We start from the raw sequence: 23,397 nt of genomic DNA, 5'->3' as shown, positions 1-23,397 counted from the left end.
CCGATGGACACTCTGGCGGCGTTCGTCGCACGTCTGCGCAGCCTGCCGTGGACCGACGCCTTCGACGCCGCGACCCTGCAGCGCGGCGTCGGCTACGCGAACCAAGGCCACCCGCGCTTTGCCGAGCTGCGCGACGGGCAACTGATCGCCAGCTGTCTGGGCTCGGGCGATCAGCTCTACCGCCAGCGCATCCGCCTGCAATACCCCAGCGATCCGGTGATTGGCTTCTGCACTTGCCCGGTCGGCTACAACTGCAAGCATGTCGCCGCGGTGTTACTGGAGCTGCAGCAAACATCCGAGCAGCCGGCCACCGCCGGCCTGCCGGAGCGGCGCATCGATGATCTACAACCGGCGCCGGTGCTGAGTCTCGGCAGCCTGCTGCATACCCAATACGACTTGCGTAGCCGGCGCATGCAACGCAGTCAGCAGCACCGCGCGGGCCTGGCGTTCGACTATGCGGACTACCGGGCACACGGTAAATCCAAGGACGCGACGATCCGCCGCAACGTGGACGGCGAAACGCTCTGCATCGTCCGTCATCCCCAGGCCGAGCAAGCGCTGCGTAACACCCTGCAGCAACTCGGCTTTCGCGTCGCCCTGCGGCAAAGCCAAGCCCTGCCACCCGACTCGGCAGAAATGTTCGAGCTGCCGGGTGAAGACGCCTGGCTGCACTTCGTTCAGCAGCAGTTGCCGGTATTGCGTGAGCAGGGTTGGCAGATCGAGATCAGCCCTAGTTTCAGCTTCGATCTCAGTCCGATCGATACCTGGTACGCCGATCTCGATGAATCTCCCGAGCACGACTGGTTCGACCTCGAGCTGGGCATCGTCGTCGAAGGTCAGCGCATCAGCCTGTTACCAGTGCTGCTGCGCCTGATCCGCAGCACACCCGAACTGCTCAGCGCGGAAAGCCTGGCCCTGCGCGGCGATGACGAAATGCTTCATGTGCAGCTCGACGCGCAGCGCTCGGCGGACGGTCAACCGCTGCAGGTGGTGCTGCCCTTCGCGCGCCTCAAGCCGGTATTCGCCACGCTGGGCGAGCTGTATCTGCGCGATCAACCGCCGGGCGCCAATCTGCGCCTCGCCGCACCAGACGCCGCGCGCTTGAGCGGTCTGGAAGGCCTGGAACTGGAGTGGCGTGGCGGCGAACAACTACGCGAGTTCGCCCACAAGCTGCACGAGAGCGCGCGTAACGTCGTTCAGCCCCCGGCAGGTCTGAACGCGACCTTGCGGCCGTACCAGCTAGAAGGCCTGAGTTGGATGCAGATCCTGCGCGAGTTGGGTGCCGGCGGCGTGCTGGGCGATGACATGGGGCTGGGTAAAACCCTGCAAAGCCTGGCGCATCTGCTCGTCGAAAAGCAGGCCGGGCGCCTCGATCGACCGGCGCTGGTGGTCATGCCCACCAGCCTGATTCCCAACTGGCAAGACGAAGCCGCGCACTTCGCCCCGCAGCTGCGCGTGCTGACCCTGCAAGGCCCGCAGCGACACACGGACTTTGCTCGTCTGGGCGACTACGACCTGCTTCTCACCACCTATGCACTACTCCCCCGCGACATTCAGCAGCTGCGTGAGCAACCCCTGCACGTGCTGATTCTCGACGAAGCGCAGTTCATCAAAAACCCCACCAGCAAGGCGGCCCATGCGGCACGCGAGCTGAACGCCCGGCAGCGCCTGTGCTTGACCGGCACGCCGCTGGAAAATCATCTCGGCGAACTCTGGTCGCTGTTTCATTTCCTCATGCCCGGCTGGCTGGGCGACAGTAAACAGTTCACCCGCGACTACCGCACGCCCATCGAAAAGCACGGCGATCACGCCCGCCTCGTGCATCTGAAGGCGCGGATCAAACCGTTTCTGCTGCGCCGCACCAAGGAAGAGGTGGCCAAGGAATTACCGGCCAAAAGCGAAATCGTCCAGTGGATCGAACTCAGCGAAGCGCAACGTGATGTCTATGAAACGGTGCGGCTGGCCATGGATCGCAAGGTCCGCGAAGAAATCCAGCGCAAGGGCCTGGCCCGCAGCCAGGTAGTGATTCTCGACGCGCTGCTCAAGCTACGTCAGGTCTGCTGCGACCTGCGCCTGGTCAAACAGGACGCGCCACGGCGCAAGGCCGGCAGTCATTCGAGCAAACTCGATAGCTTGATGGAGATGCTCAGCGAACTGCTCGCCGAAGGCCGCCGCGTCCTGCTGTTCTCGCAGTTCACCTCAATGCTGGCTCTGATCGAGGAGGAGCTGCAGCGGCGTGGGCTGACTTACGTGCAAATCACCGGCGCCACGCGGGATCGGCGCACCCCGGTGCAACGCTTCCAACAGGGCGAGGTGCCGCTGTTTCTGATCAGCCTGAAGGCGGGCGGCACCGGGCTCAATCTAACCGCGGCGGACACCGTGATCCACTACGACCCGTGGTGGAATCCGGCTTCGGAAAACCAGGCTACCGATCGCGCCTACCGGATCGGCCAGACCAAGCCGGTATTCGTCTACAAATTGATTGCTCGCGGCACGGTCGAAGAAAAGATCCAGCAGCTACAACAGCACAAGGCCGCCCTGGCCGCTGGAGTACTGAGTGGCGATGCCAGCTCCGACTGGCAGATCCAACCCGGTGATATCGATGCCCTGCTCGCCCCACTGCCTGGCACGGCCAGCGCGCGCGCGAACAGCTAGCGACTCAAGCGGCGCTCAGCGCCCTGCCCAGAACGGCCTTGATCTGGTCGATCCCGTCGCCCAGGGCTCGTTCGATGTCAGCCATGCTGATCAGTCCGGAAGAGCGTCCCGCTGCCGGATTGACCACCAACGCCAGGCACGCGTAGGGCAGTTCCAATTCGCGCGCTAGCGCCGCTTCCGGCATTCCGGTCATGCCGACGATATCGCAGCCATCGCGCTCCAGTCGGTCGATCTCCGCCGCCGTCTCCAGGCGCGGACCTTGGGTGCAGGCGTACACGCCGCGCTCGCTGTGAGCGAATTGCTCGGCGCGCAGCGCGTCGATCAGGCGCTGGCGCAACGGCTCGTCGTAGGGATAGCTGAAATCGACATGGGTGACGTGATCGAGAATCCCTTCAAAAAAGGTCTGCTCGCGGCCGAAGGTGTAATCGATGAGCTGATGCGGCACACACAAATGCCCCGCCCCCATCTGCCTGTGAATTCCACCCACTGCATTGACCGCCAACACCGCCTGCGCGCCGCACTGCTTGAGCGCCCACAGGTTGGCGCGGTAATTCACCTGGTGCGGCGGAATCCGGTGGGGATGGCCGTGGCGCGCAACGAACAACACCTCACGACCGGCGAAGTCACCGCGCAGCAACGGCGCCGATGGCGCGCCATACGGCGTATCGACGTTCAGCGCGGCGGTGATGGTCAAGCCTTCCAGCTGGGTCAGACCGGTACCGCCGATAATCGCGTGGACTGTCATGGTGGGAACCTCAATCGATCAATTGGGCAGCCCGCAAGGCGCCAGTAGCCGCCAGCCAGCGGGGATCCTGGCGATATTCCGTAGAGGCAACGGCCTGGCCACGCATCCGCGCCAAGCGGGCCGGCGGCTGGACATCCAGACGTTGCAGCGCGCTGAGCGCCAGTTCGGCCGCCGCGCGGTCATTGCAGACCAGGCCCATGTCACAACCCGCAGCCAGTGCCGCCTCAATGCGATTGGCGGCATCACCGACCACATGAGCGCCGGCCATGGACAAGTCATCGCTGAAAATCACGCCATCGAAGCCCAGCTCGCCGCGCAGGATGTCCTGCAGCCAGCGCCGTGAGAAGCCGGCCGGCTGCGCATCCACCTGCGGATAGATGACATGCGCCGGCATCACCGCCGCCAACTGCTGGCTGAGCAGCGCGAACGGCTGCAAGTCGTTGGCGCGAATCTGTTCCAGGCTGCGCTCGTCGGTCGGGATGGCAACATGGGAATCGGCTTCAGCCCACCCATGTCCAGGGAAATGCTTGCCCGTCGCCGCCATACCGGCAGCGTTCATGCCGCGGATAAACGCCCCGGCAAGTGCCGCCGCGCGCTGCGGGTCGCCCTCGAATGCACGGCTACCGACCACCGCGCTACGTTGGTAGTCGAGATCGAGCACTGGCGCGAAACTGAGATCGAGACCGACCGCCAGCACTTCGGTCGCCATCAGCCAGCCGCAGTGCTCGGCCAACACCTCGGCATCGACGTTATCGGCGATCGCCCGCATCGCCGGCAGCCGCACGAAACCTTGGCGCAACCGCTGCACCCGTCCGCCTTCCTGATCCACCGCCAACAACAGCTCGGGGCGCACCGCACGGATCGCCGCCGTCAACTCGCGCACCTGGCGCGGATGCTCGATGTTGCGGGCGAACAGAATCAATCCGCCGACTTGCGGCTGTCGAAGAATCTGCCGGTCTTCAGCAGTCAGCCAAGTACCGCCGACATCCAGCATCAATGAGCCTTGCAGGCTTGAAGTCATAGAAAATCCTTAAACGAGTTCGATCGCAGCCCACTGCGGGCACGACGCTTCTTCAATCTGTACGGCGCAGTGAACGGGTACACGCGGGAAGAGCTTGAGCAGATCGGCATTCCGCAAACGAATGCATCCATGTGACAGCGGAACGCCCAAGGGTTCGCTGTCCGGCGTGCCATGCAGATAGATATAGCGACGAAACGTATCCACCGCACCGAGTCGATTGCGACCAGGCTCGCAGCCGCTGAGCCAGAGAATCCGCGTGAGTATCCAGTCACGACCGGGGAACTGCTCGCTCAGCGCCGTCGACCAGACCTCGCCAGTCCAGCGCCGACCGCGCAACACGGCGCCCTCTGGCAAGCCCGCGCCGATCATCGCACGCACTTGATGCCGCCCACGGGGCGTGCAGCCGGAGCCGTTGAGTTCGCCAACGCCATTCAACGCAGTGGAAACCGGCAGACGCAGCAACAGGCGCCCTTCGGCAAAGCCGTAGAGGCACTGGTCAGCAATTGAAATGTGCAGAAAATCGAGGGATGGCATGGGCGCCAAGCTTAGCCGATCAGCTCAGCCGCGCCCATCGCGAACATCATGCCTTGGCTGGCGCGGCCGCCTTGCTGCGTGGTTTCAACTGCGCGTTGGCCAATGTCTCATCGGCAATTCCCGTCTCTGCCCGCATCGCTGCCGCCAGGAAAGGCACCATCAGGCGCATCACCTGTTCGATGGAGGTACTGACGCCGAAATCCTCCTCGGCGATTGCGCGCAATGCCTTGATGCCAGACATGCTGAACGCCGCCGCACCGAGCATAAAGTGAATACGCCAGAACAACTCCACCGGCGGAATCCGCGGCGCCGACTCCTGAACCAGCGACAGATAACGACGAAATAGCTTGCCGTAGACATCGTCCAGGTAACGCCGCAAGTGCCCCTGGCTTTGGCTAAAGGCCAATCCGAGCAACCGCATGAAGATCGAAAGGTCATCGCCGCTGCGCGGTTTCACCGCCAACGCCTGCTCGACCACCATCTCGAGCATTTCCTCGAGAGTGACTTTTTCGGCCCGGGCTTGGCGGCGGTCCAGTTCGCGCTCGAGACTGATGCAAAAAGGCCCGAGGAAGCGTGAAAACACGGCTTGAATCAGCGCTTTTTTGGAGCCGAAGTGATAATTCACCGCCGCCAGATTGACTCCGGCTTTGCTGGTGATCAAACGCAAAGAGGTTTCAGCGAAACCTTTTTCCGCGAATAACTGTTCTGCTGCGTCGAGAATGCGCTCGACGGTTTCCGACTGGGCCATGCCATTCACACCCTAACAAACACTTGTTTGAAACATACGTAGCGGGCGCTGCGCTTGTCAAGGCGGCATACGGGCGCCATGCACACGCGCATATAACAAAATTCCTAAAAACCATCTCTTGGCAAGGGATTGCCAAGCGCTTTTCACTGTATATAATCCCAGTCACTGTATAAAAAGACAGAGCGCTCCCGACATGCTGAAACTAACGCCACGCCAAACCGAGATTCTCGAGTTCATCAAGCGTTGCCTGGAAGATAACGGCTACCCGCCAACGCGCGCCGAAATCGCCCAGGAACTTGGTTTCAAATCGCCCAATGCCGCCGAAGAACATCTCAAGGCACTGGCCCGCAAGGGCGCTATCGAGATGACCCCAGGCGCCTCACGCGGCATCCGCATCCCCGGCTTCGAGCCCAACAGCGAGGAAGAAGGCCTGCCTATCATCGGCCGTGTAGCGGCTGGCGCCCCAATGCTCGCCCAACAGCATGTCGAAGACGCGTGTCGAATCAATCCCACCTTCTTCCAGCCGGCCGCCGACTATCTGCTTCGGGTTCGCGGCATGAGCATGAAAGACATCGGCATTCTCGACGGCGACTTGCTCGCTGTACACACCACTCGCGAAGCGCGTAACGGCCAGATCGTCGTTGCCCGTCTGGATGACGAGGTGACGGTGAAGCGCTTCAAGCGTGAAGGCAATAAAGTTTGGTTGATCGCGGAAAATCCTGAGTTCGCGCCCATCGAAGTGGATCTGGAAACCCAGGAGCTAGTCATCGAAGGTTTGAGTGTCGGCGTAATACGCCGCTAGAGGAGGCTTTATGCAGTTCCCGCAGTCGCTCAGTCGTACCCAGCTACCGCTGTTTGACGCCTTTCTGGCGCAACCGGCAGCACCTCTACCTGATGAAATTACTAATGTCTGGATCGATGAACCGGACACGTTCAGCGAGATGTCTTTGCGCGGCGCGGTGGGCAACCGCTTGCATCTGCTCGCCCCGATCCTGCGAGAGCTGAGTGAAAATCTGGATGCCCGGTGGCTAACGCTGATTGCACCACCGGTCAGCCTCACTCAAGCCTGGCTGCGCGATGCGGGCCTGAATCGTGAACGCATTCTGATTCTACAGCCGGGCCACGGACAGAACGCCTTGGAGCTGGCCTGCGAGGCATTGCGCCTGGGCCGCAGCCACACCGTGGTCAGTTGGTTACACCCGCTTCACAGCCCCGCGCGCCAGCAACTGGCCGCCGCCGCCCGCCAAGGTGGCGCGCAAAGTCTGAATATCAGTCTGGGCTAACGAAAAGCCGAGAGCTCGGCCTCCCCCGGCACAAGGATGTGCCACCCTCTTTACGCCAAAAATTAACGCCAGTCACCCGACACTTGTGCATGCTCAATGCAGTACATGCGGACCTTCATCGCGCTCGAAATCACCTTCGGCCAATCGCCCGGCCATCTGCAAGCCGACATTCAGCATCGCCTTGGCCACTTCGATGTGATGTCCCTGCAGAAAAGCTTTCGCATCGCCGGAAAAATCCAGCGTTACCAGCGCCTCTTGGTCTTCGGCGCGACGCAGGGCGATACGACCATCGGGTAGTTCTACGATTTCAAGAAAGGATGTCGACATCAGAACCTCCGAAAAAAGGCCGAAATTGTATCAGCCGAACGAGGCTCTTCCCTAGTCCGTACGCCGAGTGGCTCAGCATTCACTGAGGGACTCACGAAACCGCAGCGCCAGGATTTTCAGCTGCTGACGCCATTCTTCCAGCTCTTCGAGGGCCAAGGCCGGGGGCGCCTCGTCTTCCAAGCTAACCGCAGTGATCAGCGGCAACGTTGGATCAACCTTGGTCTTTTTAGGCTCATGCGGAGGCTGGAACAAAGCCGCATAGGCAGCCAACAGCCGCGCCAGCCACGTTTCCGACTGCTGCGCGAGCTCTACCAATTCAGCCAGTTCCGGACTCGGTGCCTGATTCAGCACCTCGGACGTCAGAAACAGCTCGGCACGTGGCACATGGCTCTGCGGCAACCGGTAGTAACCGGCAATCTCATGACACAGGCCAAGCAACGCGCCGTATAGATGGAACAGCGATGCTTCGCGCTCGGCATGAATCAGGGCCTGGGCATTCATTGCCCGCCCCTCTTGCGCCTGCCGCCAGCTATTCAGCGCCAGGCCTGCGAAATACAGTTTCTGGTTAGTGCGGGTATACAACTCATGGGCCATCTGCAGCGCCCTCCAAGTAGAGGCATTCACTATACGCGCGCGGGCAAAGCCTCAACGCGCGTTTATCCGATAGCGTCTAGCGCTTGTCTTCGACTTTCCAGGCGCCATTGCTGTAGAAGGCACGCCAACCGGTCGGCTTGCCATCGACCTCGGATTGCACGTATTGCTCTTTGGTCTTGCGGCTGAAGCGGATGACTGCCGGTCGCCCTTCCGGATCTTTTTTCGGCGCTTCCAAGAGGAAGTGGTACTTCGAATCCAGCTCATCTTTATGCGGGATCAGTTCCAGTACCAATGGCGCCCGCGTCTCCCGATTCTTCGGGAATTGGCTGGCCGCCAGGAACAAACCGGAAGCCCCGTCTCGTAGCACGTAGGTGTCGTTGACCTTTTCACACTTGAGCTCCGGCATTTTGACCGGGTCGATCTTCGGTGGCGCAGCTTCACCGCTCTTCAGCAGTTTGCGGGTGTTCTTGCACTCGGTATTGGTGCAACCGAAGAACTTGCCGAAACGCCCGGTCTTCAACTGCATTGCACTACCGCACTTGTCGCATTCCAGACTCGGGCCTTCATAACCCTTGATGCGGTACTGACCTTCTTCGATTTCGTAACCCGCACAATCGGGGTTGTTGCCGCAGATATGCAGCTTGCGCTTCTCATCGAGCAGATAGGCATCCATCGCCGTGCTGCAGATCGGGCAACGATGCTTGCCGAGCAGCACGCGCGACTCGGATTCACCCTCGTCATCCGCCGCAACTTCATCGCCCGGGATCAGATTGACAGTCGCCTTGCAGCGCTCTTTCGGCGGCAACGCATAACCCGAACAACCCAGGAATACGCCGGTGGAAGCGGTGCGAATCATCATCGGCCGACCACAATCCTTACAGGCGATGTCGGTCAACGTCGGCTGATTGGCACGCATGCCGGTGTCGCTGGTTTCCGCCAGTTCAAGCTTCTTCTTGAAGTCGCCATAGAACTCGTCGAGCACATGCTTCCAGTCACGCTCGCCTTGGGCGACGTCGTCAAGATGCTCTTCCATGCCGGCGGTGAAGCCGTAATCCATCAGGTGCGAGAAGCTTTCGCTCAAGCGCTCGGTGACGATATCGCCCATCTTCTCGGAATAGAAACGGCGATTCTGCACCGCGACATAACCGCGATCCTGAATGGTCGAGATGATTGCCGCGTACGTCGATGGGCGACCGATGCCGCGCTTTTCCAACTCCTTGACCAGGCTAGCTTCGGAGTAACGCGCCGGCGGCTTGGTGAAGTGCTGACTGGGATCGAGCTTGAGCAGTTTGAGCGCTTCGCCCTGATCCATTTCTGGCAGCACGTCGTCATCGCCAGGCTTGCTCTGCTGCGGCAAGGCACGGGTATAACCGTCGAACTTGAGGATGCGGCCTTTGGCGCGCAATTCGAATTCACTGGCCTTAACACTGACACTGGTGGACAGATATTCCGCCGGTGGCATCTGGCAAGCGACAAATTGGCGCCAGATCAGGTCGTACAGGCGCTCGGCATCGCGCTCCATGCCGGTCAACTGGGTCGGTTTGAGGTTGACGTCGGACGGGCGAATCGCTTCGTGCGCTTCCTGCGCGCCTTCCTTGCTGCTGTACACGTTCGGGTTAGCGGGCAGGTATTTCTTGCCGAACTCCCCCTCGATGAAGTCACGCACCATGCTCACGGCATCGGCCGAGAGGTTGGTCGAGTCGGTACGCATATAGGTGATATAGCCGGCCTCATAGAGACGCTGGGCCATCATCATGGTCTTCTTCACGCCGAAGCCGAGGCGGTTACTCGCCGCTTGCTGCAACGTGGAGGTGATAAAAGGTGCGGAAGGCTTGCTGCTGGTCGGCTTGTCTTCGCGTTTGATCACGCTATAGCTGGACGCCTTGAGCTTCTCCAGCGCGGCGGTGGCCTGAGACTCATTCAGCGGTTTGAAGGCTTCGCCATTTTGCCGAGCGACTTCGAAGCGCACGTTGGCGCCCTTGGCCGTGCCCAGATCCGCATGGATCTCCCAGTATTCCTCAGGCACGAACGCGCGAATTTCTTTCTCGCGCTCGACGACCAGCTTCACCGCTACCGACTGCACGCGGCCGGCGGAAAGGCCGCGGGCGATCTTCTGCCACAGCAGAGGGGAAACCATGTAGCCCACCACGCGATCGAGGAAGCGTCGCGCCTGCTGGGCATTGACCCGGTTGATATCCAGCTCGCCCGGTTGCGAGAACGCTTCCTGGATCGCCTTCTTGGTGATTTCGTTGAACACCACGCGCTTGTAGCGGCTGTCATCGCCACCAATGGCTTCGCGCAGGTGCCAAGCGATGGCCTCCCCTTCGCGATCCAAGTCGGTTGCGAGATAGATGGTGTCGGCATCCTTGGCCAGGCGGCGCAATTCCTCGATCACCTTTTCCTTGCCAGGCAGGATCTCGTACTTGGCTTTCCAGCCATGCTCGGGATCGACGCCCATGCGCGTGAACAACTGGCGCTTGGCTTTTTCCTTGGGCGACAGCACCGGTGCCTCGCCTGCAGCAGCCTTGCCGCGCTTGGCTGGCTCTTTGCTGGCACTGGCCGAACCGCTGGTAGGCAGGTCACGGATATGGCCGATGCTCGACTTCACCACGTACTGGTTACCCAGATACTTGTTGATGGTCTTGGCCTTGGCCGGGGATTCCACGATGACCAGCGATTTGCCCATGGATCGGAAAGTTCCTGAATTTAAGAAATTAAAGGCGGGGTGTCTGAAGCGGCACCGCTATATATAGTGGCGACTGAGGCAAGGTCAAGCGCAGGGCTTGCCCGGTCGACTCTCAGGGCCGCGCGAACAAGTCAGGTTCGGCTTGTACCAGAGCAAAGCGCTGAATGGTGCAACCGTCCACTTCCAGGGTCCCGCAGAACATACTCAGCGGCCGCACCCACAAGCCGTACTCGCCATATAACGCCTGGTAAACCACCAGCTCTTCCTCGGTTTCGGAATGGCGCGCGGTACCGATGACGCGGTATTCGGGGCCCTTGTAATGACGATATAGACCGGGCTGCAATGACATGCTGAGTATCCAAACGGCGGAATATTAAAAACGAGCAGAAATGAAAACCGGGGCACTCGGCCCCGGCTTTCACACCTCGTTGCGCGTTAGATGCGCTCGAAGATGGTGGTGATTCCCTGGCCGAGGCCCACACACATGGTGGACACGCCGAAAGTACCACCGTTCTGCTTCATCACGTTCAGCAGGGTACCGGAGATACGCGCACCGGAACAACCGAACGGGTGACCCAGGGCGATAGCGCCACCATGCAGGTTGACCTTCTGCTCCATTTTGTCGAGCAGCTTCAGGTCCTTCAGAACCGGCAGAGCCTGGGCAGCAAAGGCTTCGTTGAGCTCAACGAAATCGATGTTATCCATGGTCAGGCCAGCGCGCTTGAGCGCCTTCTGGGTGGACGGTACCGGGCCGTAACCCATGATCGCCGGATCGACACCGGCCACGGCCATCGCCCGCACCACGGCCAGCGGCTGGATGCCGAGGTCTTGAGCGCGCTGAGCGGACATCACGATCATGCAGGAAGCGCCGTCAGTGATCTGCGAGGACGTACCCGCAGTCACGGTGCCGCCTTTCGGGTTAAACGCCGGCTTCAACGCAGCCAGGCTTTCCAGGGTGGTTTCCGGACGGATGGTCTCGTCGAAGTCGAACACCTTGAGGAAGCCGTTCTCGTCGTAGCCTTGCATCGGGATGATTTCATCCTTGAACTTGCCTTCGACGGTGGCCTTGTGTGCCAGACGGTGCGAACGCTCACCGAACGCGTCCTGCTGCTCGCGGCTGATGCCATGCATCTTGCCAAGCATCTCCGCAGTCAGACCCATCATGCCCGAAGCCTTGGCGGCGTACAGGGACAGGTGCGGGTTCGGATCGACGCCATGCATCATGCCGACGTGGCCCATGTGCTCCACGCCGCCGACGACGAACACGTCGCCATTGCCGGTCTGGATCGCTTGCACGGCAGTGTGCAGCGCGCTCATCGACGAACCGCACAGGCGGCTGACGGTTTGACCGGCGGCCGTGTGTGGAATCTGGGTCATCAGCGACGCCATGCGCGCGATGTTCCAGCCTTGTTCCAGGGTCTGGTTGACGCAGCCCCAGATCACATCTTCCACTTCAGCCGGGTCTAGCTTGGTGTTGCGGGCCAGGACGCCACTGATCAGGTTCGCCGACATGGTCTCGGCACGGGTGTTGCGGTGCATGCCGCCTTTGGAACGACCCATCGGGGTACGACCGAAGTCGACAATGACTGCATCTCTAGGATTCAGGCTCATAAATTCACTCTCGCTCTGTTCGTTCCGCGATTAACCGAAAAACTTCTGGCCGTTTTTGGCCATTTCGCGAAGCTTGGCGGTCGGGTAGTACAGCGCACCCAGCTCGGCATATTTGTCGGCCAGGGCGACGAATTCGGCTACACCGACGCTGTCGATGTAACGCAGTGCACCACCGCGGAAGAGCGGGAAGCCGATGCCGTAGATCAGGCCCATATCGGCCTCGGCAGCGGTTTCGACGATGCCGTCTTCCAGGCAACGAACAGTTTCCAGGCACAGCGGAATCATCATGAAATTGATGATGTCCTCGTCGGTCACTTCACGCTGTTCGGTGACGATCGACTTGAGCAGCTCGTAGGCGGCTGGATCCTGCACTTTCTTCGGCTTGCCACGCTTGTCCATCTCGTAAGCGTAGAAACCTTTGCCGTTTTTCTGACCCAGACGATTGGCTTCGTACATCACGTCGACGGCCGTCTTGCCTTCCACGGCCATACGGTCCGGGAAGCCTTCAGCCATGACGTCGCGGCCATGATGGCCGGTGTCGATACCGACCACGTCGGACAGATAAGCCGGGCCCATAGGCCAGCCGAACTTCTCCATCACCTTGTCGATGCGCACGAAGTCGACACCGAAGGACAGCAGCTTGGAGAAGCCGCCGAAGTACGGGAACAGTACGCGGTTGACCAGGAAGCCCGGGCAGTCGTTGACCACGATCGGGTTCTTGCCCATTTTCTTGGCGTAGGCAACGGTGGTGGCCACGGCCACATCGCTGGACTTCTCGCCGCGAATAACTTCAACCAGCGGCATCATGTGCACCGGGTTGAAGAAGTGCATGCCGACGAAGTTTTCCGGACGCTTGAGGGCTTTGGCCAGCAGGCTGATGGAAATGGTCGAAGTGTTGGATGCGAGGATGGTGTTCTCACCCACCACGCCTTCCACTTCAGCCAGCACCGCTTGCTTGACCTTCGGATTCTCGACCACGGCTTCGACGACGAGGTCGACGTTGCCGAAATCACCGTAGGACATGGTCGGGCGAATGGCGTTGAGGGCTTCGGCCATCTTCGCCGGAGTCATGCGGCCTTTCTCGACACGCTTGCCGAGCAGCTTGGATGCTTCGTTCAGGCCCATCTGGATACCGTCTTCACGGATATCCTTCATCAGAATCGGCGTGCCTTTGGACGCGGACTGGTAGGCGATACCGCCACCCATGATCCCAGCACCCAGTACGGCGGCCAGCTTCACATCACGTGCGATTTCGTCGTGCTGCTTGGCTTTTTTCTTCAGTTCCTGATCGTTCAGGAACAGGCCGATCAGGCTGTCCGCGACCGAAGTCTTGGCCAGTTTGACGAAACCATTGGCTTCCACTTCCAGCGCTTTGTCGCGACCGAAGTTGGCGGCTTTCTGAATGGTTTTGATCGCTTCGACCGGCGCCGGGTAGTTCGGGCCCGCCTGGCCGGCGACGAAACCTTTCGAGGTTTCGAACGCCATCATCTGCTCGATGGCATTGAGCTTGATCTTTTCCAGCTTCGGTTGACGCTTGGCTTTGTAATCCAGCTCGCCGGAAATGGCGCGCTTGACCAGGTCCAGAGCGGCTTCCTTGAGTTTGTCGGCCTTGACCACTGCATCCACAGCGCCAATTACCAGCGCGTCGGCGGCCTTGTTTTCCTTACCGGAAGCAATCCACTCGATGGCGTTGTCGGTACCGATCACGCGCGGCAGGCGCACGGTGCCGCCGAAACCGGGATAGATGCCCAGTTTGACTTCAGGCAGACCAACCACGGCACGCTCGGCCATGACGCGGTAATCCGCAGCCAGACACATCTCGAAACCGCCACCGAGGGCGATGCCGTTGACGGCGACTACGGTCGGAACATTGAGGTCTTCGAAGTCGCTGAAGATCTTGTTGGCTTCGAGGTTACCCGCAACCAGCTCTTCATCCGACAGCTTGAAATTTTCAGTGAATTCACTGATATCGGCGCCGACGATGAACACGTCTTTGCCACTGGTGACAATCACGCCCTTGATCGAACCGTCGGCCTTGATGGCGTCTACCGACTGGCGCAGATCGGCCAGGGTCAGACGGTTGAATTTGTTGACGGACTCACCCTTGAGGTCGAAATTCAATTCGACGATGCCACTCTCAAGAGCCTTAACCGTGATGGCTTTACCTTCGTAAATCATCAACTGATCTCCACGGTATGGAAGCTGAACAGTACACGTCAGACGCCTGAAGCAACGGGGCAACCCCATTGCAGAGCCTTCGAGGATAGCCCCGATGAGCCCGGCACACCCGCCGACGCGATATTCGGGTTACGGCTGAAACGGCGTCGCACGCAGGCAAACACTCATTTCATACGCCCGTTTGATTGGGTGCGCACACATTCGTGGAAAAGCGCCCGGTTGTCAATTAGCGCCCACCCAAAGCAGTGACCTGTATGACCACGGAGAGTGCTGACCGCCCCGCCCAACTAATAGCATCGTATAAAGGTCGCCAATTATCCTCTCCAGCCCTGGCAGTTCGCGGATTGCGTACCAGCGCACGCTTCTAGCCAAACCGTTTAACGACGGGTACATTCGTCCCAAAATGCCACTACTTGGCAAGAAAACAACAAGCCTGCGGGCAACATGGAGCAGTTCCCATGACAATACGCCTATGCGTGCGCACTCTTTCGCTCAGCGTCTTGCTGTATGCCAGCGCTTCCAGCGCCTTTGCCGCGCCGGCCGACGACTTACTGAAACTGCATCAAGTCCGCCTCGCCGCCCAGAAGACCCTGGGCGACTTCTATATGTACAACGGCATGGAAGGCGATCAGCGTTACGCGCGAATGATCGAGGCGTCGCTACAGCAAGCGGACACACAACTCAAAGCAATCGGTGAGATGCCTGGAGACTCTTCCCAAGCCCTACGCGGTCAGCTCGACAGTCAATGGCAGGCCTACGAAAGTGAACTCCAGGGTCTGGTAAGCACATTGAAGAGTGACGGCTTTACCGATCTACAGCCGATTGCCGATCTCGCCGCGCGTAATCAACAGCTGCTTGAGCTGAGCACCGAGCTGTACAAAAAAATTCAGCAAGAAGGTGCGGTGCAAGTACCGCCGCTGACTCAACAAAGCCGTGAACAAAGCGTATTGATGCAGACCATCGCGGTCGATTACGCCTCGCGCAGCGCGTCGGTTGGCGGCTCGTTCTATGGCAGTGCAGAGGGAGCGACGCCCATCGAAGAATTGGTCAAGACGTTTTCCGAGAAGCTCAACAGCATGGAAAAGGCCCCGCAAAACACCGCGCAGATCAATCAGGCACTGGAAAATATCGGCACCAAATGGCGCTATATCGAAAAATCCCTGCAAAACTACAACGAGAAAAGCGTACCCTTCCTGGTCAATAAGTACTCAGATCGCATCATCGAAGGATTGGAAGCCGTCTCCGCGCAGTACTCAGTAGCCCAGCTCTAAGCAGTAATTCAGCGATTACCGGCCTGCCTGGCCACTTGAAGCCCGATGTTCGCATCGGGCTTTTTCTTGCTTTATGCCAGCCCCTGCAAGGCCGCTGCGATGCGCTGCAAAGCGCCCTCTTCGCTCCCCTCACCCCAGTACAACGCAACCATTTGCCGGTCCGCCTCCGCCTTAAAGACATCCGCTGGCAAAGTCTCGAAATGCTCGTTCAAGCGCGTGTCGGTGCAGGGCTCACGCCATTGATTGACCCACTGACCAGGCGCCAATTGCCAATAGCTCCAGCTATCGACCTTTCCCGCGCGACGCGGGCGGTGGTATTGGGCGCATGGGCTCGGCGGCTGCAGCGCCAACCAATGTGGCCATTCCTGCGACACCAATTGCATCCCCAGCCCACGACGTCGCGCTTCCAAGCGCACGGTAATCTGGCGGCCCTGACGGCGCGAAGGCCGCAACCAGGCCAGCGGACTGAGCGCCGCCATCGTGAGCAATATCACTATCCACCAGGTCATAAGCTATATCTCACAGGGAAATCGCGGCAAACGGCCAGGACGGCCATACTTAAGTTCATCGTTCACCTCAGGAGTCATCTCATGCCCTACCAGCACATTCTGATCGCCATCGACCTGTCGGAAGAATGTCACCCGGTCATGCAACGCGCCCAGGAACTTGCCATCAGCAGCCAGGCCAAGCTGTCGTTGGTACACATCGTCGAGCCGATGGCGATGGCGTTTGGTGGTGATGTACCGATGGATTTATCGATGCTTCAACAACAGCAGTTCGACCAGGCTCGCGAACGGCTGAATACCTTTGCCGGCCGCTATCCGCAACTGGGTGCTGACAACCGCCATCTGGTCTACGGCCAACCGCGCCAGGAAATCCATCGGCTCGCCACAGAGCAAGGTTGCGACCTGATCGTCGTGGGCAGCCATGGCCGCCATGGGCTTGCCTTACTCCTCGGCTCGACGGCCAACGACGTGCTGCATGGTGCGCCTTGCGACGTATTGGCCGTACGCCTGAAAAAGCCCGAGTAAGCTAACGGCGAGCCGTTTCCAAAGGCGGCTCGCCTTACTCCAGCGAATCACCTGCACTCATTACCAGCGGGCGAATTTTCTGCAGCTGGGTCTCCAGCGAATAGGTCATGCTCGAAGACATGGAGAAGAACGTCAGGAAGGCCTTGAGGTTCGAATCGCCCTCGCAGGTGTCATGAATTCGCTGCCAGAACGCCTGGTTGACTAACTGCAGCTGCTGGAACAAACGCACCAGCCCCTTGAGCTCCCAATCGGGCCGCCGCCCTTCGCGCTGATTGAAGTATTGGCGGGCCAGATACAGTGAAACCGCGCGAAGGATAAACTCCTGATTGCTGGCGAACGGCAGATGGTTGTGCGCCATCGGCTTGAGTTTTCCCAGCATTGGACAATCACTAGTCGCCATGATTACCCCCAGCAGAGCACGCAAGCCTTCCTCCAACCCCGCCTGTTTGCTGTATTCCCGCTCGGGAGTACGCACCCAGAATTCGGCCTTCTTGAACGCCGGCAAACCATGGAAATCTTCCACTACCCGATGCAAGTCGACGGCGGCCGGGCAATGGCTGTAGTCCTCGCGCTTGAGCGGACAATTGCTGCATTGCTGATGCTCCAGACGAGCCCACGCCGGTGCTTGTTCGGCTCGCTCACGGTCATAACCCCGCTCCAGCTCAATGCGGTAGTTCAACTCGTGCCCACTATCGAGGCTGATGCGATACTCAATCGCCATCCCTGTCTCCCTACCTATTATTCTTATTCTTCGAGTTCGGCCCAGCGTTCCAGCAGGGCATCCAGTTCATGCTGCAAAGTTTCCAGTTTTTGCAAAGCTCCACCAGTTTCACCTGCCGGGCGCTGGTAGAAAGCCGGATCGGCAATTTCGGCATTCGCCGCTGCGATCTTGTTTTCCTGAGCTTCGATCAGAGCCGGTAAAGCCTCCAACTCGCGCTGCAACTTGTAACTCAACTTTTTCTTCGCCGCCGGAACGACTTCGCTAACTACAGCCTCTGTCGTGGCTGGCTCCGGCGCCGGAGCAATCATTTCGGCCTTGCCCGATTTGCTCTCACCCACGCCGAGCAAGCGTGGAGAACCACCCTGACGCAGCCAATCCTGATAGCCACCGACGTACTCGCGCACCTGCCCTTCGCCTTCGAAAACCAAGGTGCTGGTCACCACGTTGTCGAGGAAGGCTCGGTCGTGGCTGACCATCAACACGGTACCTTGGAAGGTCAGCAAGACCTCTTCGAGCAACTCGAGAGTTTCCACGTCGAGGTCGTTGGTCGGCTCGTCAAGGACCAACAGGTTGGCTGGCTTACTGAATAGCTTGGCCAGCAACAAACGTGCCCGCTCGCCGCCGGATAGCGCCTTGACTGGCGTGCGGGCGCGCTGCGGGCTGAACAGGAAATCGCCGAGATAACTCAGGACATGCCGGCTTTGGCCGTCGATCTCGATGAAGTCACGGCCTTCGGCAACGTTGTCGATTACGGTCTTTTCCAGATCCAGCTGATGCCGCAATTGGTCAAAATATGCCACATCGATGCGTGTCCCCTCCTCGACCGTGCCGTTGGTTGGCTGCAAACCGCCGAGCATGAGTTTCAGCAAGGTGGTCTTGCCAGTGCCGTTAGCGCCGAGCAGACCGATACGGTCGCCGCGCTGCAAGACCATGGAGAAGTCTTTGATCAGGAACGGGCCGCCCGGGTGGGCGAAGCTGACGTTATCCAGAACCATGACCTGCTTGCCGGACTTGTCCGCGGTTTCCAGCTGGATATTGGCCTTGCCGGTGCGCTCACGGCGCTCGCTGCGCTCGACGCGCAATGCCTTCAAGGCCCGCACCCGACCTTCGTTACGGGTACGACGAGCCTTGATGCCCTGACGTATCCACACCTCTTCCTGGGCCAGACGCTTGTCAAACAGGGCATTGGCGGTTTCTTCAGCCGCCAAGGAGGCTTCCTTGTGCACCAGGAAGCTGGCGTAGTCGCCATTCCAGTCGATCAGACCACCGCGATCCAACTCGAGGATCCGGGTGGCCAGGTTCTGCAGGAAGGAACGGTCGTGGGTGATGAACAGTACTGCGCCCTGGAAGCCGGTCAGCGCCTCTTCCAGCCAGGCGATCGCCCCGATATCGAGATGGTTGGTTGGCTCATCGAGGAGCAGCAAATCCGGCTCGGAAACCAACGCCTGGGCCAGCAGAACACGACGACGCCAACCGCCGGACAGTTCGGCGAGGGTCTTGTCGGCCGGCAGCTGCAGGCGACTCAGGGTGCTGTCCACCAGTTGCTGCAAACGCCAGCCGTCACGCGCTTCGAGGTCCTGCTGGACATGCATGAGCTTGTCCAGATCTTCGGCGGAGTGAATGTTCTGGCTCAGGTGATGATACTGCGCAAGCAGTTCGCCAACGCCGTCCAGACCCTGGGCGACCACGTCGAACACGGTCCGCTCGTCGGCGACTGGCAATTCTTGCGGCAATTCGCCGATCTTCAGTCCAGGGGCACGCCAGATCGCCCCTTCATCGGCCTTCTGGTCACCCTTGACCAGCTTCATCATGCTGGACTTGCCGGTGCCGTTACGGCCGATGATGCACACCCGCTCGCCACGGGCGATTTGCCAGGACACCTTGTCCAACAGCGGCATTGCGCCGTAGGCCAGGGACACATCGCTGAACTTGAGCAGGGTCATGGGCACCTCCGAAAAACTGGGGGCGCATTCTACCCGTTTTGCGCTGCGGCCAGCCGGGCATTTTTGCCTGATGTTTCCCGCAGCGGCGCAGCACTTTCACCGGCTCATGGCAAAAGGCTAAGCTAGGCGCGTTCAATGCCGGCCTGCCTGCCGTGCTTCTTTCTGTACCCGTTATTTTCGGATGTGTCATGCGCGGTCGTCTGCTCAGCCTGTTGTTGCCCTGCCTTTTTCTCTCCGTCGCCAGTATTAGCGCCGCACAAGCCGCCAGCCTGGCCCAGCAGCGCCTCTATTACGACGAAGCCAAACGCGCCTTGGCCAAGGGCAATAGCGGCCCTTATCGGATGTACGCCAGCGCCCTGCGTGACTATCCGCTGGAACCTTATCTGGCGTATGACGAGCTAACCGCCCGTCTGAAAACCGCCAGCAATGCCGAAATCGAGAAATTCCTCGCCGAGCATGGCGACCTGCCGCAAGCCAACTGGATGAAATTGCGCTGGCTGCGCTGGCTGGCCGAACGTGGCGAATGGAAAACTTTCGTCAATTATTACGATCCGAAGATGAATTTCACCGAGCTGGACTGCCTATATGGCCAGTACCAACTCAGCCATGGCCTGGAAGCCGAAGGTTATGCCAGCGCCGAAAAGCTCTGGTTGGTCGGCAAATCCCAACCGGACGCTTGTGAAGCGCTGTTCAGCATGTGGAGCAGCCGCGGCCAACTGACCGAAGCCAAACGCTGGCAGCGCGCCAAACTGGCGGCTGAGGCACGCAACTATGGCTTGGCCAATCACCTGGTGAAAACCTTGCCGACTCTGTCCACTCAGGGTCAGCTGATGATCGACGTGGCGCAGAAGCCGTTGATGCTCACGCAAGTCGCTCGTTTCACGCCGGCCAGCGAGACCATGGCTGACGTTGCCGGCCTCGGCCTGCGGCGACTGGCGCGTCAAGATCCGGAAAAGGCCCTCGATCTGCTCGATGTGTACAGCAAGCGCCTGCCGTTCTCGACCGAAGAGAAGGTCGCCATCGCCCGCGAAATTGGCCTGACCCTCGCCAAGCGCTTCGACTCTCGCGCCCTGGCCGTAATGACCCAATACGACCCAGGGCTGCGTGACAACACCGTTAGCGAATGGCGCATGCGCCTGTTGTTGCGCCTCGGCCGCTGGGATGACGCCTACCAGCTGAGCCGCAAGCTCCCGCCCGAGCTGGCCAGCACCAACCGCTGGCGCTACTGGCAAGCGCGCAGCCTGCAGTTGGCGCAGCCGAACAGCCGCGAGCCGATCGCCCTCTACCAGCCGGTGGCGCGCGAGCGTGATTTCTACGGTTTCATGGCTGCCGACCAGATCAAGTCGGCGTATCAACTGAACAACAAACCGTTGGCACTGGACCCAAAGGTCATCCAAAAAGTACGCAATACCGCTGGCATTCGTCGGGCCTTGGAATTCCATGCACGCGGGCAAATCGTCGATGGGCGCCGCGAGTGGTATTACGTCAGCCGCCTGTTCAGCCGTGACGAGCTGGTCGCCCAGGCACGCCTGGCGTACGACATGGAATGGTATTTCCCGGCGATCCGCACCATCAGCCAGGCGCAGTATTGGGACGATCTGGATGTGCGCTTCCCGATGGCCTACCGACCGACCCTAGTTCGCGAGGCCCGCACCCGCGGCCTGCATTCCAGCTGGGTATTCGCCATCACCCGGCAGGAAAGCGCCTTCATGGCCGACGCGCGCTCCGGCGTTGGCGCCACCGGGTTGATGCAGCTGATGCCGGCGACCGCCAAGGAAACCGCACGCAAATTCGGTATTTCCCTGGCCTCACCGCAACAGGTACTCGTGCCGGAGAAGAACATCCAGCTCGGCGCCGCGTATCTGAGTCAGGTTCATGGCCAGTTCAATGGCAACCGCGTGCTGGCTTCCGCCGCCTATAACGCCGGCCCCGGCCGCGTGCGTCAGTGGCTAAAAGGCACCGACCATCTGGCCTATGACGTGTGGGTGGAGAGCATTCCGTTCGACGAAACCCGCCAGTACGTGCAGAACGTGCTGTCCTACTCGGTGATCTACGGACACAAGCTCAACGCGCCGCAACCATTGGTCGAATGGCATGAGCGCTACTTCGACGATCAATAAGCCGCTATCCAGGTTGGCGCTCAGCGCCAACCTACTCCAGCACTTCTACCTGCATGCCCACGCGTAGTTCGCCCTGATTTTCGTTGATCAGGTTTTGGCCGAAGTACACATCACCGTCCCGCTCGCGATAGGTCTTGAGGGTCGCCAATGGCTCGCGGTCGGCGTTGCGCTCGCCGGTGACAGGATCAAGCGTGGTCATGATGCAGCGACTGCAGCCCTTGACCAGGCGGAACTGCATGCCGCCGATGCGGATGCGCTTCCAACTGTCCTCGGCATACGGCTCGCTGCCTTCAACGACCAGATTGGGACGAAAACGCAGCATCTCCAATGGTCGACCGACGCGTGCCGACAAATCGTCCAACGAGGCCTGACCGATCAACAGCAACGGGAAGCCATCGGCGAAACTGACCTTCTCCCCCGGTTCGGCATAGCTCGTGTTGATCTGCCGCGCACGAGCTTGGGGGACCTGCACCAACCGATAGGACTTGCCGAGTAACTCGCTGAGCCAGGCGGCCGCTTCATCGCCAGCGTCGGGCACCAGCATGCTGTCGCTCCACACCGTGACCCCGCGCACCGCGCTATCGGCGTCCGGCAGCGGGATATCCAGGTGTGGTCGCCCTGGCGCCTGCAAGGTCAGGCCACCGGCGGCGTTCCAGCGCGCGTAAATCTGAGTCATCTGCGGCAAAGCGCGCTGCGATTGGAAACGTCCGCTGGCTGCATCCACGACCATCCAGCGCCGATCGCCGGCCATGCCCAGGGCGTCCAGCTGCGCGGCCTGCAGCGGCTCGGCGAGGCCCGATTTGAGGGGAAAACGGTAAAGCGCGGAAAGTTTCAGCATGGCCTGCATCCTGCCCTGGCGGTCAAAGCTCCGTTATACGGAAGCCCTGCCCGCCAGCTCAAGCCCAGCCACAGGAAACCGCACCGCGCGCCGGCCTCCGCCTACGCCCGACACGCGCTCACTGGTCGAGTTGCAAACGCTCGCGGATGACATCGACCAACCGATCCGGCTGGAATTTGGAGAGGAAGTTGTCGCAGCCGACCTTCTTGACCATCGCATCGTTGAAACTGCCCGACAGCGAGGTGTGCATCACCACGTACAGCTCACGCAAGCGGGGATCGTTGCGGATCTCGGTGGTCAGGCGATAGCCGTCCATTTCCGGCATTTCCGCGTCTGTGAAGATCATCAGCAGCTTGTCGGTCATCACCTCGCCGCTGTCGGCCCACTTTTTCAACTGGGTCAGTGCCTTCAGTCCGTCGCTGGCGATATGCATCTTCAATCCCAGCTGCACCAGGGTGTCGCGCAGTTGCGCCAGGGCCACGCTGGAGTCATCGACCAGCAGCACTTCGCGGCCACGGGCTTTTTCCAACAACGGATCGGCGAGTCGATCATTAGAAATCTTCGCCTTGTAGGGCACGATTTCGGCCAGCACTTTTTCCACGTCGATAATTTCCACCAGTTGCTCATCGACCTTGGTGATTGCCGTCAGGTAATGCTGGCGACCCGCTCCACCGGGTGGCGGCAGGATGGACTCCCAGTTGAGGTTGAGAATGCGGTCGACGCCACTGACCAAGAACGCCTGCACCGAACGGTTGTACTCGGTGACGATGATGGTGCTTTTCTCATCGGCAGCTTGCGGACGCATGCCGATAGCGCGCGACAGGTCGATCACCGGCAGCGTCTGGCCGCGCAAACTGACCACCCCGCAAACAAACGGGTGACGGTGCGGCATCAAGGTCAGCTTGGGCATGTGCAGGACTTCCTGCACCTTGAATACATTGATCGCGAACAGCTGGCGGCCAGCCAGACGGAACATCAGAATTTCCAGCCGATTTTCGCCCACCAGCTGGGTGCGCTGATCCACCGATTCAAGAATGCCGGCCATCGTCTACTCCTGGGCTGCGAAGATGTTTGTTGCATGCGTTATCGGC

At 60.1% G+C, this 23,397-nt stretch carries 21 protein-coding genes; 6 read left to right on the top strand and 15 right to left on the bottom strand.

Translation table 11 applies throughout. The annotated features are described in order from the left end of the window. The first annotated feature begins 3 nt into the window (after positions 1-3). On the top strand, positions 4-2,655 hold the full coding sequence (locus NVV93_RS07535) for a DEAD/DEAH box helicase (RefSeq protein ID WP_375162912.1): 2,652 nt from the start codon (positions 4-6) through the stop codon (positions 2,653-2,655). A 4-nt stretch (positions 2,656-2,659) separates the two neighbouring features. Here the strand turns inward: NVV93_RS07535 and NVV93_RS07530 are convergent, their stop codons facing one another. From NVV93_RS07530 to NVV93_RS07515, 4 genes are read right to left on the bottom strand one after another with little or no spacing between them, the layout of a single operon-like run. Continuing rightward, positions 2,660-3,400 carry an S-methyl-5'-thioinosine phosphorylase gene (locus NVV93_RS07530; protein ID WP_258253808.1) on the bottom strand — a complete coding sequence of 247 codons (741 nt, stop codon included), beginning with the start codon at positions 3,398-3,400 and terminating at the stop codon, positions 2,660-2,662. A gap of 10 nt (positions 3,401-3,410) precedes the next feature. Continuing rightward, a complete protein-coding gene (gene nagZ, locus NVV93_RS07525) occupies positions 3,411-4,409 on the bottom strand; it encodes a beta-N-acetylhexosaminidase (RefSeq protein WP_258254309.1) in 999 nt (332 codons plus the stop codon). Between the two features lie 21 nt (positions 4,410-4,430). Further along, positions 4,431-4,955: a L,D-transpeptidase gene (locus NVV93_RS07520; RefSeq protein WP_258253807.1), complete on the bottom strand. Its 525-nt coding sequence runs from the start codon at positions 4,953-4,955 to the stop codon at positions 4,431-4,433. Positions 4,956-5,001: 46 nt separating this feature from the next. After that, complete coding sequence (locus tag NVV93_RS07515; protein ID WP_258253806.1) at positions 5,002-5,703, bottom strand: TetR/AcrR family transcriptional regulator; 702 nt, start codon at positions 5,701-5,703, stop codon at positions 5,002-5,004. 193 nt (positions 5,704-5,896) lie between these two features. On the opposite strand from NVV93_RS07515, the gene lexA reads away from it, so the two are divergent. After that, the gene (lexA, locus tag NVV93_RS07510) at positions 5,897-6,505 is read left to right on the top strand and encodes a transcriptional repressor LexA (protein WP_258253805.1); all 609 of its coding nucleotides are present in this window, start codon (positions 5,897-5,899) and stop codon (positions 6,503-6,505) included. Positions 6,506-6,515: 10 nt separating this feature from the next. Next, positions 6,516-6,986 carry an SOS-induced cell division inhibitor SulA gene (gene sulA, locus NVV93_RS07505; protein WP_258253804.1) on the top strand — a complete coding sequence of 157 codons (471 nt, stop codon included), beginning with the start codon at positions 6,516-6,518 and terminating at the stop codon, positions 6,984-6,986. 93 nt (positions 6,987-7,079) lie between these two features. Here the strand turns inward: sulA and NVV93_RS07500 are convergent, their stop codons facing one another. The 6 genes from NVV93_RS07500 to fadB all read right to left on the bottom strand — a co-directional run bounded on the left by NVV93_RS07500 (position 7,080) and on the right by fadB (position 14,382). After that, a complete protein-coding gene (locus NVV93_RS07500; RefSeq protein ID WP_258253803.1) occupies positions 7,080-7,313 on the bottom strand; it encodes a hypothetical protein in 234 nt (77 codons plus the stop codon). 72 nt (positions 7,314-7,385) lie between these two features. Further along, positions 7,386-7,907 (bottom strand): DUF6586 family protein, encoded by a 522-nt coding sequence (locus tag NVV93_RS07495; protein WP_258253802.1) that lies wholly within the window; start codon positions 7,905-7,907, stop codon positions 7,386-7,388. Between the two features lie 76 nt (positions 7,908-7,983). Continuing rightward, positions 7,984-10,593, bottom strand: a complete 2,610-nt coding sequence (gene topA, locus NVV93_RS07490) for a type I DNA topoisomerase (protein ID WP_258253801.1) — start codon at positions 10,591-10,593, stop codon at positions 7,984-7,986. Between the two features lie 112 nt (positions 10,594-10,705). Continuing rightward, entirely contained in the window at positions 10,706-10,942 is a 237-nt protein-coding gene (locus NVV93_RS07485) for a DUF1653 domain-containing protein (protein ID WP_119894099.1), read from the bottom strand. A gap of 86 nt (positions 10,943-11,028) precedes the next feature. Beyond that, the gene (fadA, locus tag NVV93_RS07480) at positions 11,029-12,204 is read right to left on the bottom strand and encodes an acetyl-CoA C-acyltransferase FadA (protein WP_258253800.1); all 1,176 of its coding nucleotides are present in this window, start codon (positions 12,202-12,204) and stop codon (positions 11,029-11,031) included. A 30-nt stretch (positions 12,205-12,234) separates the two neighbouring features. After that, positions 12,235-14,382: a fatty acid oxidation complex subunit alpha FadB gene (gene fadB / locus NVV93_RS07475; protein WP_258253799.1), complete on the bottom strand. Its 2,148-nt coding sequence runs from the start codon at positions 14,380-14,382 to the stop codon at positions 12,235-12,237. A 458-nt stretch (positions 14,383-14,840) separates the two neighbouring features. On the opposite strand from fadB, the gene NVV93_RS07470 reads away from it, so the two are divergent. Continuing rightward, positions 14,841-15,653 carry a hypothetical protein gene (locus NVV93_RS07470; RefSeq protein ID WP_258253798.1) on the top strand — a complete coding sequence of 271 codons (813 nt, stop codon included), beginning with the start codon at positions 14,841-14,843 and terminating at the stop codon, positions 15,651-15,653. 71 nt (positions 15,654-15,724) lie between these two features. Here NVV93_RS07470 and NVV93_RS07465 read toward each other — a convergent pair whose 3' ends face one another. Continuing rightward, the gene (locus NVV93_RS07465; RefSeq protein WP_258253797.1) at positions 15,725-16,162 is read right to left on the bottom strand and encodes a hypothetical protein; all 438 of its coding nucleotides are present in this window, start codon (positions 16,160-16,162) and stop codon (positions 15,725-15,727) included. 81 nt (positions 16,163-16,243) lie between these two features. On the opposite strand from NVV93_RS07465, the gene NVV93_RS07460 reads away from it, so the two are divergent. Beyond that, complete coding sequence (locus tag NVV93_RS07460) at positions 16,244-16,684, top strand: universal stress protein (RefSeq protein WP_258253796.1); 441 nt, start codon at positions 16,244-16,246, stop codon at positions 16,682-16,684. A gap of 34 nt (positions 16,685-16,718) precedes the next feature. On the opposite strand, the gene NVV93_RS07455 is transcribed toward NVV93_RS07460, so the two are convergent. Together NVV93_RS07455 and NVV93_RS07450 are read right to left on the bottom strand one after the other, a co-directional pair. Further along, complete coding sequence (locus NVV93_RS07455; protein ID WP_258253795.1) at positions 16,719-17,405, bottom strand: DUF6901 family protein; 687 nt, start codon at positions 17,403-17,405, stop codon at positions 16,719-16,721. 23 nt (positions 17,406-17,428) lie between these two features. After that, complete coding sequence (locus NVV93_RS07450) at positions 17,429-19,348, bottom strand: ATP-binding cassette domain-containing protein (RefSeq protein ID WP_258253794.1); 1,920 nt, start codon at positions 19,346-19,348, stop codon at positions 17,429-17,431. Between the two features lie 188 nt (positions 19,349-19,536). On the opposite strand from NVV93_RS07450, the gene NVV93_RS07445 reads away from it, so the two are divergent. After that, on the top strand, positions 19,537-21,468 hold the full coding sequence (locus tag NVV93_RS07445) for a transglycosylase SLT domain-containing protein (protein ID WP_258253793.1): 1,932 nt from the start codon (positions 19,537-19,539) through the stop codon (positions 21,466-21,468). A gap of 31 nt (positions 21,469-21,499) precedes the next feature. Here NVV93_RS07445 and NVV93_RS07440 read toward each other — a convergent pair whose 3' ends face one another. After that, positions 21,500-22,306 carry an MOSC domain-containing protein gene (locus NVV93_RS07440; protein WP_258253792.1) on the bottom strand — a complete coding sequence of 269 codons (807 nt, stop codon included), beginning with the start codon at positions 22,304-22,306 and terminating at the stop codon, positions 21,500-21,502. 118 nt (positions 22,307-22,424) lie between these two features. After that, complete coding sequence (locus NVV93_RS07435; RefSeq protein ID WP_258253791.1) at positions 22,425-23,351, bottom strand: chemotaxis protein CheV; 927 nt, start codon at positions 23,349-23,351, stop codon at positions 22,425-22,427. Between the last annotated feature and the right edge of the window lie 46 nt (positions 23,352-23,397).

The organism is Pseudomonas sp. LS44, from assembly GCF_024730785.1.
Taxonomy (GTDB): Bacteria; Pseudomonadota; Gammaproteobacteria; order Pseudomonadales; family Pseudomonadaceae; genus Aquipseudomonas.
Note: the sequence above shows the minus strand (reverse complement) of the source record. Positions and strands in the feature narration are given on the sequence as shown.